The organism is Mycobacterium sp. IDUB_5, from assembly GCF_055419565.1.
Genome location: NZ_JBVAXX010000009.1, coordinates 126274 through 139255 on the forward strand (window position 1 = coordinate 126274; position 12982 = coordinate 139255).

At 67.3% G+C, this 12982-nt stretch carries 12 protein-coding genes and 1 tRNA gene; 6 read left to right on the top strand and 7 right to left on the bottom strand.

What is annotated here, in order from left to right; genetic code table 11:
- Nucleotides 1–32 precede the first annotated feature (32 nt).
- Entirely contained in the window at nt 33–344 is a 312-nt protein-coding gene (locus tag ACZY1G_RS26475) for a hypothetical protein (RefSeq protein WP_463818168.1), read from the bottom strand.
- A gap of 177 nt (nt 345–521) precedes the next feature.
- Between ACZY1G_RS26475 and ACZY1G_RS26480 the strand changes: the two genes are divergently transcribed.
- Genes ACZY1G_RS26480 through ACZY1G_RS26490 form a run of 3 tightly spaced genes read left to right on the top strand, consistent with a single transcriptional unit; the run spans nt 522 to nt 2873 of the window.
- Nucleotides 522–1520: a YncE family protein gene (locus ACZY1G_RS26480; RefSeq protein WP_463818169.1), complete on the top strand. Its 999-nt coding sequence runs from the start codon at nt 522–524 to the stop codon at nt 1518–1520.
- Between the two features lie 28 nt (nt 1521–1548).
- A complete protein-coding gene (locus tag ACZY1G_RS26485; protein WP_463818170.1) occupies nt 1549–1812 on the top strand; it encodes a DUF5703 family protein in 264 nt (87 codons plus the stop codon).
- Nucleotides 1812–2873: a quinone-dependent dihydroorotate dehydrogenase gene (locus ACZY1G_RS26490; RefSeq protein WP_463824034.1), complete on the top strand. Its 1062-nt coding sequence runs from the start codon at nt 1812–1814 to the stop codon at nt 2871–2873. Before ACZY1G_RS26485 ends, ACZY1G_RS26490 begins: the two co-directional genes overlap by 1 nt.
- Here ACZY1G_RS26490 and ACZY1G_RS26495 read toward each other — a convergent pair.
- Together ACZY1G_RS26495 and ACZY1G_RS26500 are read right to left on the bottom strand one after the other, a co-directional pair.
- Complete coding sequence (locus tag ACZY1G_RS26495) at nt 2870–3409, bottom strand: YbhB/YbcL family Raf kinase inhibitor-like protein (protein WP_463818172.1); 540 nt, start codon at nt 3407–3409, stop codon at nt 2870–2872. The two genes, ACZY1G_RS26490 and ACZY1G_RS26495, sit on opposite strands and share 4 nt — an antisense overlap.
- A gap of 26 nt (nt 3410–3435) precedes the next feature.
- The gene (locus ACZY1G_RS26500; protein WP_463818173.1) at nt 3436–4770 is read right to left on the bottom strand and encodes a M20/M25/M40 family metallo-hydrolase; all 1335 of its coding nucleotides are present in this window, start codon (nt 4768–4770) and stop codon (nt 3436–3438) included.
- Nucleotides 4771–4845: 75 nt separating this feature from the next.
- Between ACZY1G_RS26500 and ACZY1G_RS26505 the strand changes: the two genes are divergently transcribed.
- Nucleotides 4846–4931 (top strand) — tRNA-Leu (locus ACZY1G_RS26505).
- 457 nt (nt 4932–5388) lie between these two features.
- Here ACZY1G_RS26505 and ACZY1G_RS26510 read toward each other — a convergent pair.
- Nucleotides 5389–5919: a TetR/AcrR family transcriptional regulator gene (locus ACZY1G_RS26510; RefSeq protein WP_463818174.1), complete on the bottom strand. Its 531-nt coding sequence runs from the start codon at nt 5917–5919 to the stop codon at nt 5389–5391.
- Nucleotides 5920–6142: 223 nt separating this feature from the next.
- Between ACZY1G_RS26510 and ACZY1G_RS26515 the strand changes: the two genes are divergently transcribed.
- Both ACZY1G_RS26515 and ACZY1G_RS26520 read left to right on the top strand, forming a co-directional pair.
- The gene (locus tag ACZY1G_RS26515; protein ID WP_463824035.1) at nt 6143–7468 is read left to right on the top strand and encodes an FAD-binding oxidoreductase; all 1326 of its coding nucleotides are present in this window, start codon (nt 6143–6145) and stop codon (nt 7466–7468) included.
- Nucleotides 7465–8322, top strand: a complete 858-nt coding sequence (locus tag ACZY1G_RS26520; protein ID WP_463824036.1) for an NmrA/HSCARG family protein — start codon at nt 7465–7467, stop codon at nt 8320–8322. Before ACZY1G_RS26515 ends, ACZY1G_RS26520 begins: the two co-directional genes overlap by 4 nt.
- A 129-nt stretch (nt 8323–8451) precedes the next feature.
- Here the strand turns inward: ACZY1G_RS26520 and ACZY1G_RS26525 are convergent, their stop codons facing one another.
- From ACZY1G_RS26525 to ACZY1G_RS26535, 3 genes are read right to left on the bottom strand one after another with little or no spacing between them, the layout of a single operon-like run.
- A complete protein-coding gene (locus tag ACZY1G_RS26525; protein ID WP_463824037.1) occupies nt 8452–8628 on the bottom strand; it encodes a hypothetical protein in 177 nt (58 codons plus the stop codon).
- Between the two features lie 32 nt (nt 8629–8660).
- The gene (locus tag ACZY1G_RS26530) at nt 8661–9026 is read right to left on the bottom strand and encodes a (2Fe-2S) ferredoxin domain-containing protein (RefSeq protein WP_463824038.1); all 366 of its coding nucleotides are present in this window, start codon (nt 9024–9026) and stop codon (nt 8661–8663) included.
- A gap of 21 nt (nt 9027–9047) precedes the next feature.
- Nucleotides 9048–12980, bottom strand: coding sequence for a molybdopterin-dependent oxidoreductase (locus ACZY1G_RS26535; RefSeq protein WP_463824039.1), 3933 nt, complete (start codon nt 12978–12980; stop codon nt 9048–9050).
- Between the last annotated feature and the right edge of the window lie 2 nt (nt 12981–12982).

The window sequence follows — 12982 nt, forward strand, 5'->3', positions numbered from 1 at the left end:
AGTCACGTCGACGACCGTACCGTGGCGCGGTGTCAGCGTCCGTTCCGCGCCACCGGACGCGCTTCGGCGACGGCGTCGCGCACCGCCGCGGCCATGCTCCGCTCATCCGTCAGATCGATGTCGGTGAGCTTGCGGGTGGCCATGGCAACGATGTCCTCGTTCGACGGGACCAGGCCGCGCAGGCGGGGCCGGTACACCTCGACGACGAGCCAGAGCCGCTCGAGGTGGAACGAGAAGGTGCGTCCGTCCCCCACCTGGCCGTAGCCACTGGCATGCACACCGGTGATGATGTCCTCGAGCACGAAGCCGCGGAGGCTCGCGCTGCGGTCCATGGCCAGTGTCATGGTCTGTACCATACGCTCGCCCAGCCGTTCGCACCGTCCGGATAGGGCCGAAAGGCCTTTCCGAATGCGGAATTTCTGGCGCCTACACTGGCTGTTCGATCAAGATCTGGACGCACGACGGGGAGCTACCCATTGCAGCGCCGTTCAAACAGAGTTTGTCTGCCGTTTCGTCACGGTGTGGTGGCGCTGACAATCCTGCTGGTCGCCGGGTGTTCCTCGGACAAGGCGGATGCCCCGCCGCCGACGATCTCACCGGCCCGCGCCGCTGACTCACCGCCGGTGACCGCTTCGCCCGCAGGCAGCGTGCGGCCAGGCCCCGCCGGTGCGTTCGCTGCGCTCGTCGACCCGGCCACTCGCGCGCTGGTCGTGCTCAGCGCCGACGCACCGGATCGAGCGACGGTGACGGTCATGAGCCCGGATGGCGCGCAGAACCCGATTCGGTTTCCCGGTGGCGCCACGGCGATGTCCGCCGACGGGCCAGGGAAGGTGACGGTGGCCCTGCGCGGGGGCTATTCGGTGGTCGACGTCAGGACACGGTCTGTCTCCCAGGTGCCGATCGCCGGGCGTGAGGACGCGGAGTTCACCGCAATCGCGCGGCGCAGCGACGGCAGGATGGTGCTCGGCGACGCGGGCGGCACGGTCTACACCTTGTCACCGGACAACGAGGTCGCCGCGTCGCTGAAGATCTTCGCCCGAGTGGACGACATCGTCACCCAGGGCGACACCGCGGTGGTCCTCGACCGTGGGCAGACGTCGGTGACCAGCCTGAACACCGACGGGACCGCGGCCGATCTGGCACTGCGCGCCGGTGATGGCGCGACCACGATGGCCGCCGACCCCAACGGCCGCGTCCTGGTCGCCGACACCCGCGGCGGTGAACTGCTCGTCTACGGGGTCGATCCGCTGATGTTGCGCCAGCGCTACCCCGTACCGGATGCGCCGTACGGGCTGACCGCCTCGGGCAGCGGGAAGAAAACCGGACTCGCCTGGGTTGCCCAGACGGCGACCAACACGGTCGTTGGATACGATCTGGCGACTGGGATACCCGTCGAGAAGGTGCGATATCGAACCGTGCGGCAACCGAACACACTGGCATTCGACGATGCGTCGGACACCCTGTATGTGGTGTCCGGCAGTGGCGACGGTGTCCAGGTGATCCCCGGGGCGACGCGATGAGCGCTTGCGCGAAGAGCCGAGAACAGCGATGAGTACGGGTTCGCGGGGCAGGATGCCGGCGACGTGGCGTCAGGCCGTCGCCGACGATCCGGGCGAGTACGAATGGATTCCGCTGCGTCTGCCGCCCGACGTGACCCGGGTGAGCGCGTCGGTGCGCCTGTCGATCGAGGCGGAGTACCGCGGATGGGAGCTGACCCGCGTGCGGCTCTACACCGACGGCAGCCGACGGGTGTTGTTGCGCCGCAAAAAGCGTGGCGACGCTGCGCAGGGTCCTGATCTGCCGGCGCTGTGATGTACGCAGCGCTGCGGCGCGCGATGTTCCTGGTTCCGCCCGAACGGATACATCACGCAGTCTTCGCCGCCCTGCGGGGCGCCACCACCCCCGGTTTTGCACGACATGCATTGGCGCGCAAGTACTCTGACCACGATCCAATTGTCGCCAGCACGGTGTTCGGGGTGCGGTTCCCTGCACCGCTCGGGTTGGCCGCAGGGTTCGACAAAGACGGCTTGGGCGCACAGACGTGGGGTGCGCTGGGTTTCGGACACGCCGAGGTCGGCACCGTGACACCGCGACCGCAGCCCGGCAATCCGGCCCCCCGACTGTTCCGGCTGCCGGAGGACCGCGCGCTGCTCAACCGCATGGGCTTCAACAACCATGGCGCGTCGGCACTGGTACGCACGCTGGCGCGGGCCACCCCCGAGGTGCCCATCGGGGTGAACATCGGCAAGAACAAGACCACTACGCCCGAGGACGCGGTGGACGACTACGCCGACTGCGCCCGCCTGCTCGGGCCGCTGTGCGCCTACCTGGTGGTCAACGTCAGCTCGCCGAACACTCCCGGGCTGCGTGACCTGCAGTCGGTCGAGTCTCTGCGCCCGATCCTGAACGCGGTCGTCGCAGCGACGTCGACGCCGGTGCTCGTCAAGATCGCACCCGACCTGGCCGACGACGACGTCGATGCCGTCGCCGACCTCGCCGTCGCATGCGGACTGTCCGGGATCGTCGCGACGAACACGACGATCTCGCGAGACGGCTTGCGCACCCCCGGGGTGGCGGCACTCGGCGCCGGGGGTGTCTCCGGACCGCCGGTGGCGCGCCGCTCCTTGGAGGTGCTGCGACGGCTTCACCGGCGGGTCGGAGACTCCCTGGTGCTGATCAGCGTCGGCGGGATCGAGACCGCCGACGACGCGTGGGAGCGAGTCACCGCGGGTGCCTCTCTGTTGCAGGGGTACACCGGCTTCGTCTACGGCGGCGGTTCGTGGGCTGCATCAATCAACCGCGGTATTGCAGAACGCTTGCACCGCAACGGTTTCAGCAGCCTCAGCGACGCCGTCGGCTCGGCGTCCGACTAGCCCTTGTTCTCGTAGGTCCCCGTGATGAGTGCGCGGGCGATCGCGTGGCTGAACAGGTTGAAGCCCAGGTATGCCGGCGTGGCATCGGCGGGTACGTCGAGCTTTTCCACGTCGACGGCGTGTACGGCGACGATGTAGCGGTGCGGTCCGTGGCCGGGCGGCGGGGCCGCGCCGATGAACCGCTTGAGTCCTGCGTCATTGGACAGCGTGACAGCGTCCCCCGGGAAGCCTTGGCTGCTGCCGTCGCCGACACCGGCGGGCAGGTCGGTGACCGTGGCGGGCAGGTTGAACACCGCCCAGTGCCAGAACCCCGAACCGGTCGGTGCGTCGGGGTCGTAGACCGTGACCGCGAAGCTGCGGGTCTCCTCGGGGAAGCCGGACCAGCTCAGCTGGGGCGAGACGTCCTCGCCGCCGGCACCCATGATCCCGCTGACCTGTTCGTTTCCCCAGGTGTCGCCGTCGGCGAAGGACTGCGAGGTGAGTGTGAAGCTGGGCAGTTCGGGGAGGAAGGAGTAGGGATCGTAGTCAAAAGCCATGACAGAGGCGTCCTTTCGGTCGAGGGTCAGCTGTGCAGGAGGAAGTGTTCGAGCACCTGCGCGCCGAAGGTCAACGCGTCCACGGGTACCCGTTCGTCGACGCCGTGGAACAACGCCGCGAAGTCCAACTCGGGCGGCAGGCGCAGCGGCGCGAACCCGAAGCAGCGGATACCCAGGCGGGCGAAGTGCTTGGCGTCCGTACCGCCGGAGAGCATGTAGGGCACGGTGCGCGCGTCCGGATCGGCCGCCAGGATCGCGGCGTTCATCGCCTCCAGTAGCTCGCCGTCGAAAGGTGTTTCGTACGAGGGAAGTTCGGTCACCCACTCGCGCTTGACGTCGGGGCCGATGATCTCGTCGATCTCCTTTTCGAACGCGGCGAGCCGGCCGGGCAACACGCGACAGTCGACCATGGCCTCAGCCGTGGCGGGGATGACGTTGGCCTTGTAACCCGCCTTGAGCATCGTCGGGTTCGCGGTGTCGCGCAGTGTGGCACCGACGATGCGGGCGATGCCGCCGAGCTTGGCGACCGCGCCCTCGATGTCGGGCGAGGTGGCGTCGAAGGTGTAGCCGGTCTCCTCGCTGACCGCGGCGAGGAACTGCTCGACCGATTCGGTCAGCACGATCGGGAACTGGTGGCGGCCGAGTTTGGCGACGGCCTCGGCGACAGCGGTGACGGCGTTGTCGTCGTGCACCATCGACCCGTGCCCGGCCCGGCCGCGGGCGGTCAGGCGCATCCACATCATCGCCTTCTCGGCGGTCTCGACGAGGTAGAGGCGCCGGTCACCTCCGTCACGGCGGGGCACCGTGAGCGAGAAGCCGCCGACTTCGCCCACGGCCTCGGTGACGCCATCGAACAGGTCGGGGCGGTTCTCCACCAACCACTTGCAGCCGTAATTGCCGCCGGCCTCCTCGTCGGAGACGAACGCGAACACCAGGTCGCGCGGCGGTGTGATGCCGGCGCGCTTGAAGTGCCGGGCGACCGCGATGATCATGCCGACCATGTCCTTCATGTCGACCGCGCCGCGGCCCCAGACATAGCCGTCCTCGACCGCGCCGGAGAAGGGGTGCACGCTCCAGTCGGACGCCTCGGCGGGTACGACGTCGAGGTGACCATGCAGCATCAGAGCGCCGCGTGAGCGATCGGCGCCCTCGAGGCGGGCGAACACGTTCGCCCGGCCCGGCGCGCCGGCCTCCACGTACTCGCAGGTGTAACCCACCTCTTCGAGCTGGGCGGCGACCCAGCGGGCGCAGTCGGCCTCCCCCTTGGTGGTGGCAAGCTCACCGGTGTTGGAGGTGTCGAAGCGGATCAGGGAACTGACGAGGTCGACGACCTCATCGCTGGGAGTCAGGGGACCGCTCACGCTCCCTTTCCTACCACCCGCTCCCGGTTTGGGTCCGAGCCCACCGATCCGTTAACCTAAGCTGCCTTCGAACAGGTCCGAGTGGCGGAATGGCAGACGCGCTAGCTTGAGGTGCTAGTGCCCTATTAACGGGCGTGGGGGTTCAAGTCCCCCCTCGGACACAACGCAAGTACCGCGCATCAGCGCGTCCGAACGACCGATCACGGCGGGTTCACCCAGGTAATGCAGCGAGTCCGGCGTCCAGTCTGACGGCATTGACGTCGAGACGGGCGACGCAACGACTGGGACGGCAAACTGCAGTCAGCGCCGGCAATGTGGAGGCGCCGCCACGTACGCGGCACGACGCCGCTGACAGTGAACCTTCCCTGCAATTCGGATCAAACACTCCGCTTGTGAAGGCTGATGCGCGGAAGTTCAGGGCTCGGGTCCGGATGCTCGATGTCGGTTCGGGGTCGGAGTTTCGACGGTACAGCCGCTTGATCCGTTGACGTCGCCGCGAAAGCCAGTGCCATCTGGCGGGGCCGGTGTTCTTCCTGGCCCTGATCACGCGGCTGTCATCACCGATCAAGTCTCAATGTCGTTGGTGGACAACACTTGTCACGACAGCACGCAGGGAGCTCAGCTCGGGGACGCCGCAGTACCGTCGGGGGTGACGGCACGGATACCGCGGATGAAAACAGCGATGTGACGTCGAGCCGTCAGCGGCCAGTTCAGGGACGCGTGCAGTGGTTGACCAATCATGGAGGCGCAGACGATGACGTCGAGTGCGGTGGTGTCGCGCCGGATGGTGCCCTCTGTCCGCCCAGTACTCAGGTGCTTCTCGATCGCGGCATGAATCCGGTCACGGGCCCGCAGGGCGTGCTGATCGAGCAGGGCCGGGTGGCCGCGGAGCGGGAGAATGAGGTGGTCGGCGACGGCAAGACACTCCACCAGATAGGTCTCGATGGCCGACGGGCCAGTGTGGCCGCTGGCCTGTATGCGTTCGAGTATTTCTTCCAGGATGGCCAGCGCTCGGTGTTGCAACGCCGTCATGAGTGCATCGCGGTCGGCGAAACTGCGGTACAGAGTGCCAATACCCACGCCTGCTGCATTGGCAATATCGGCCATCGGCACCGCGGCGCCATCACGGGAGATCAGTTCTGCAGCCACAGCAAGGATGCGTTCCCGGTTTGCCTGGGCATCTCGGCGTAGCGCCCGGCGTCCCGGTATCGGTACCGGCTCCTCAGTAGCCCCTCTCGACATGGGTCAAGTGTGGCCCAACGACGTGCCGCTGGGCAGCCGCCCCTACCCAGATACGCCATAAGCGGACGGATTCATCCGAATAGTGTGTAATGGCCTGTATGCCTATCCGTCGACGCACGAGGTCGCCGAGGTGACCATTTTCTTTCCGGGGAGTGAGCCCTACACGCGTGCGACGGCTCCGCATAATTCGTCGGCCCGACAGCGCCCCGCTGCGGTCGCATCGGTCCTAGATGATGCATCGGCACTGGCAGCTGTGAAGTACGCGGTGTCAGCTGGTTTGCGGATCGCCGTGCAGGCCACCGGACACGGTGTCACCGGTGACCTCGGCGGCGACACACTGTTGGTGGACACCGCGGGTCTGGATTCTGTTGTCGTCGACGCCGGGCGCAGGGTGGTCACGGCGGGGTCGGGTGCGACCTGGCACAGCGTCAACCAGGCGGCCTATCCCCACGGTCTGCTTGGCGCAGCGGGCTCGGCACCCGATGTCGGGGTTGCCGGTTACACCTTCGGTGGGGGCGTCGGCTGGTTGACGCCGTCGTTCGGATTGGCCGCCGATGCACTACGCGAAGTCATCTACCTCGATGGGTCGGGGACGCGGCGAGTGGCCTGCGATGACGCCCCCGACGCTGTCGATCGTGACGCGATCTGGGCCTACCGGGGCGGCGGCGGAGTGGGTCTGGCCCTGAGCCTCGTCTTCGACATCTTCCCCGTGTCCGATGTGCACGCGGGCTTCATGCTCTGGCCCGCCGAGCATTTACACGATGTCGTCGAGGCGTGGAACGCCGCACTGGTGGGCGCCGAGGTCGCCTCGAGCATTTCCCTCCTACACACCCCACCCGGTCCACCGTTCCCACCGACACTGCGTGATCGTGCAGTCGTTCATCTCGCGGTTGCCGCTCCGCTCGGGGCAGAGTCAGCCACCCCGTTTCGTGAGGCACTAGCGGCGGCGCCGCTGCCGACGGTCGACACCTGGGGAATGGCAGACGCCCAAACGCTTGCCGGCATCCATCTCGACCCGCCGGCGGGCACACCCGCACTCGGAATGGGGCGTTGGGTCAACGCCACAGCTCCCGCTCGTGCCGCCGACATCCTCACCGCAGCAGCCGACTTCGACCATCTGTCGATGGTGGAGTTCCGCAACGTGGGATCCAACCCGGGCACCCGCACCGGAGCCATGACAACGCCACCGAGCCCTTTTCTGCTGCATGCCGTCGGCGCAGCTCCGGAGCCCGGCGATCACCCGGCTGTGCTCGCCAGTCTCGCGCAGCTACGCGAACTCATCTCGGAGATCGATATCGGCCGCGGCGCAGTGCCTTTCGCCGACGGGCAGCACGGAGACCTCGATGCATTCAGCGTCGCAGACCGCAGACGACTGACGAACATTCAACGAGCTGTCAATTCAACGGGCGTGTTCCATCCCAGTCGCGTCCAAACCAGGGAAGGACATTGCTCATGACCACCTCCCCGACCGACGGCCCGATCGCCGTCGTGGGCTCCACGGGTCAGCAAGGCTCGGCCACCGTCGACGCTCTCCTGCGTCGCGGGTTCGAGGTTCGGGCACTGACCCGTGACACCACCCGCGACGCGTCCCAGGCGCTCAAGGCACGCGGCGCCGAGGTCGTCGGGGCGGACCTTGACGACGAGGCCAGCCTGCGTCGAGCTTTCACCGGTGTCTCCGCGGCCTTCGCAATGACCAGCTTCGCTGGCCCGCGTGGCACTGATGGCGAGGTCAGCCACGGCAACGTCATCGCCCGCGCCGCGCGCGACGCCGAGGTGCCGTTCATGGTCTACAGCTCCGTCGGAGGTGCCGAGCGCCATACAGACATTCCCCATTTTGAAAGCAAACGCCGAGTCGAAGAAGCGCTGGAGGGGCTGACGACCGTCAACATCGTTCGACCCACGTTTTTCATGGAGAATCTCCGCCAGCTGATCACCCGGGATGGCGACGAGATCGTTGTGCGCATGCCGCTGCCCGACGGCATCCCGCTGCAGATGGTGTCAGTGGCCACCATCGGCGATGTCGCCGCAGCGCTCCTGAGCAATGGCGATCCCAAGGCGCCGCCGGTGGAGATAGCAGGTGACGAGTTGACAGGCTCGCAGATCGCCGACATCGTCGGACACCGTCTCGGGGCCGCGGCCACATACGTGGCGGCGCCCCTGGAAGTACTCGGCGACGATGACCAAGAAGCCATGTTCAAGTGGTTCGCTCGGATACCGGCCTACCAAGCCGATTTCACCCGTACCCGCGAGCTGTCGCCGGGTGTCGAGAATCTCGCGCAGTGGATGGCACGTCAGAGCGATCTCATCTAGACGTTTACCCGAGCCACCCTGCGCACCACGTCGGCTTCGAACCGCTCCCGGGTGGTCGCGTCACAGAACCCGGGCAGGTTGTCGACGGCTTTACGGACGATCTCCACATGCTCGGGCGTGATCCGACCCTCAGCCCTGGGCGGCCGCCGTCTCTGCAAGGACGGGCCGCCGGGAGCCGGCAGCCGGCGGATTCCACCGCGTCGAGCAGCTCCGTGAGCTCCGCAGCAGTGGATCGATCGAGACCGCACGCGAGCACAGCATCGACGGCAGTGCGTAACCCGCCACCGCCTCCCGCACCTCCGACATACTACGAACATACATTCGACCGCCGGCAGAGTTCAGCGTCGCTTTCTCGGCCTGTTGAAGCGGTGCCGCCGGAGGCTGCGCGGGAATTCCGACACGCCCGGCCCGCCGTCGCGCAGCCACTCCGCGATGGTCGATCCCGCCGTCTCGTCGAAAACATATCCGAGCCAGGTTGATCGCCCGCCGCGCCGATGCCCATCCGTTGACGGCGTGACCACCAGGACGTTCGACCGCTCACACGGTCCCAGGCAGTCAGTGATCCGGAGATCGGCGACGCCGACCAACTGGGCGCGCAGCGAAACGACTTGGGCATTGTGATCATGGTCCGGATGCTTTGCGGAGGTGCCGCAGCAACATCCCCGGCACATGGTCACGGTGGGCTTGGTTCGATCGAGGGCCACGGTCGCGATCCTGCCAGCCGGTCAGTAGACGTCGCGCACGTACCGCTTGTCGGCGACCAGCCCCCGCTTGTAGGCCCGCGAGGCCTCGTCGTTCATGCCGCCGTGGGTTCGGATGATCGCTGTGAGGGCGTCGTCGACGTCCTTGGCCATCCGCGTCGCGTCCCCACACACGTAGAAGTGCGCGCCGTCCTCCAGCCACCGCCACACGTCGGCGCCGTAGTCCAGCATCTTGTGCTGCACATAGATCCTCTGAGCCTGGTCGCGCGAGAACGCCAGGTCGAGACGGTTGAGAAACCCGTCAGAGACCATGTCCTGCAGGTCTTCTCGATAGTAGAAGTTCTGCGCCCGGTGCTGATCGCCGAAGAACAGCCAGTTCGGCCCGGTGTGGCCGCGGGCGCGGCGATCCTGCAGGAACCCGCGGAACGGCGCGACGCCGGTGCCCGGGCCCACCATGATCATCGGGGTGCTCGGGTCCGTCGGCGGCCGGAAATGTGGTGACCGCTGCAAGAAGACCGGCACCGGTGTCCCGTCGGGCAGGTCGGCCAGGTGCGTCGATCCGACCCCGCCGCGCAACTCTCCGCCGGGATTGCGGTAGCGCACCACCGACACGGTCAGCTGCACCTCGTGCGGACTGACCAATGGGCTGGACGAGATCGAATACTGCCGCGGGGTCAAGCGCACCAGCACTTCCTGCCACAACTCGAGGTCGGCACGCACCCCGAATTGCGCCACCAGATCGAGAGCGTTGCGATTGAGCAGCCATCGATCCCACTCCCGTCGATCGTTGCGCAGCCGCCGCAGCGATGACGCGTCCCGGGCATGCTCGGCGACGAAGGAGACCAGGTCGGCAGTCACCTTGCACACGTCGTAGTGAGTGGTCAACGCCTCCCTCAACGGCATCGTCACACCGTCGACGAGCGCGTCCTCGCCACCGGTGAATCCTGTTGCCCGCAGCCACGTTTCGACGGTGCTCTCGGAGTTCCGCACGTACACGCCCAGCGAGTCCCCCGCAGCGTAGGAGACGTCGTGGCCGCTGATGTCGAACCCGAACTGCCGCACCTCTTTCGCCGCATCGGGTGGCGTGAGCGCCACGTTGCGGCACAGAGGCGCGTCGACGGGACTCGCCCGCGTGAACAACGTCGGGGCCGAAGGCGCCTCGGTCTCGGTGGGCGCCTCACCGGTCAGCGTCTCGACCACCGCGTCCGCCCATCGGGTCATCGGTGCCTGGTCGTGAACCTCGCAGTCGGCGCGGTCGAGCACCCTGGTGGCTCCCAGCGCGGTCAGCCGGGCATCCAGAGACTTCGCGTGGCCGCAGAAGTTGCCGTAGGAGCGGTCACCGAGACCGAGCACCGAGTAGCGCAGCCCGCCGAGTGCAGGAGCGTCCTCGTCGGCCAACCGCTCCCAAAAGGCGGTTCCGTTGTCAGGCGGACCGCCGTCGCCGAATGTACTGGTGACGATGACCACCTCACCCGCGTCGGTGAGCTCCGCGACGTCGACGTCATCCATCGCCGCCAGGCGCGCCCCGCCGAGCCGCCGACTGACCTGTTCCGCGAACTCCTCGGCATTGCCGGTCTGCGACGCCCACAGCACCAAAGGTCCATCGGGCGTGGATGTCTCGGGTGCGCGAGAGTAGCGGCCGGCCAGCATGCCCTCGACGAACAGCCGGGTCTGCATACTCAGCGGGGCGTCGGCGGGTAGCACCGGGACACCCGGTCGGCCCTGCTCGATGCCGGCGAGAAACCCTTGGACATAGAACTTCTCGTGCTCGGCCATATCCGGCGCGGGCAGAGGTGCCAGCCGCACCGCACAGATTTTGAACTCCGGCTGCAGTGACGCGGGATCGACCGCGTCGTTGGTCAGCGCGTTGACAGTCAGGTCCGGACCGTGCTCGTCGTTCCAGTGGAACGGCACCCACGTGTTCCCCGGTCTGACGCGATCGGTGACAAGGGCCGGCAGGACCGCACGGCCCCGCCGGGACACCACCTCGACCGCGCTCCCGTTCGCGATCTGCGCGGCCTCGGCGTCGTCGGGATGGATCTCGATGAACGGCTTGGGATTGAGCTTGGTGAGCTTGGCGACCCTGCCGGTCTTGGTCATCGTATGCCACTGATGTTGCAGCCGACCGGTGTTCAAGACGGCGGGGTAGTCATCGTCGGGACGCTCCGCGGCGTCGACGTGCGGCCGCGGATGGAACACGGCACGCCGAGACGGAGTCGGGAACGCCAGGCGTGGGCGGTGACCGTCGGCGCCGACGAACAGGGTTTGCGAAACACCGTCGTTCAGGTAGCGGATCGGATTGCGGTCCGGCGATCCGGCGGGATCGTCCTCGGGCGGGCACGGCCACTGCACAGGAGCGCCGCGCAGCCGCTCGTAGGTGATGCCACGCAGGTCATAGCCGGTGTCCGGATTGGAGAACCGGCGGATCTCGTCGAAGATCTCTTCGCTGGATTTGTAATCGAAATCGTCGCCGAAACCGAGGTGGCGAGCGACCCCGCAGATCAGCTCCCAGTCCGGGCGGGCCTCCCCCAGCGGCGGAATCGCCTGCGCCAAAAGCGTCATGGTGCGGTCGGAGTTGACCATCACCGCGTCCGCTTCCGCCCACAACGTGGCCGGCAACACGATGTCGGCGTGGCGGGTGGTGGCGGTCTCGGCGTACGCGTCCTGCGCGATCACCAGCTCGGCTTCCTCCAAACCCGCCAGGACTGTAGCGCGATTCGCAACGCTCGCAACGGGATTGGTGCAGATGATCCAGACGGCTTTGATCTGCCCGTCGGCCATTCTGCGGAACATCTCGACGGTGCCCGGCCCGACGTCGGTGCGGATGGTGTCCGGCTCCAGCCCCCACTGCTCTTCGACGAACGCGCGATCGCGCGAGGAGAGCACGGCGCGCTGCCCCGGCAGACCCGGACCCATGTACCCCATCTCGCGCCCGCCCATGGCGTTGGGCTGCCCGGTCAGCGACATCGGCCCGCTGCCCGGCCGGCAGATCGCGCCGGTGGCCAGATGCAGGTTGCAGATCGCGATGGTGCTGGCGGTGCCGTGGGTGCTCTGGTTCAGACCCATCGTCCAGCACGTCATCCACTCCCCCGCTTCGGCGATCATCGTCGCCGCCGTGCGGATGTCGGCTTCGGAGAGCCCGGTGATGTCGGCCACGCGGTCCGTCGGGTAGTCGGCGAGGAAGGCCGGCATCGCCTCCCAGCCCTCCGTGTGCTCCGCGATGAACTGCTCGTCGATTGCGCCCTCGGCGACGAGCAGATGAAGAATGCCGTTGAGCAGGGCGAGATCCGTACCGGGCCGGATCTGCAGGTACAGATCGGCCTTGTCGGCGGTGGTGGTCCGACGGGGATCGACGACGATGAGTTTCGCACCGGCCTTGAGACGATCGGCCATCCGCAGGAACAGAATCGGGTGGCAGTCGGCCATGTTGGACCCGATCACGAAGAACAGGTCGGTGCAATCGAAGTCGTTGTAGGACCCTGGCGGTCCGTCGGCGCCCAGCGACTGCTTGTAGCCGACTCCGGCGCTGGCCATGCACAGGCGCGAGTTGGATTCCAGGTGGACTGTGCGCAGGAAACCCTTGGCGAGTTTCGTAGCCAGGTACTGCGATTCGATCGACATCTGTCCCGAGACGTAGATCGCCACCGCGTCGGGGCCGTGTTCGTCGACGATCGCGCGCAGCCGCCGGCCCGCCTCGGCGAGTGCGTCGTCCACGTCGAGTGCCACCGGGTCGGCTCCGCGCGAGGGCCGCATCAGCGCCGTCGTCAGGCGGCCGTCGGTGGCGGCCATCATCTCCGCGTGTGTCGCCCCCTTGGTGCACAACCGACCGGCGTTCGTCGGGTGCAGGGTGTCACCGGACACCGTCGCGATGACAGGTGCGCCGGTCGCGGCGTCGGGGCGGGTCTGCACCGAGATCCCGCACCCGACACCGCAGTACGAACAGGCGGTGCGTGGCATGT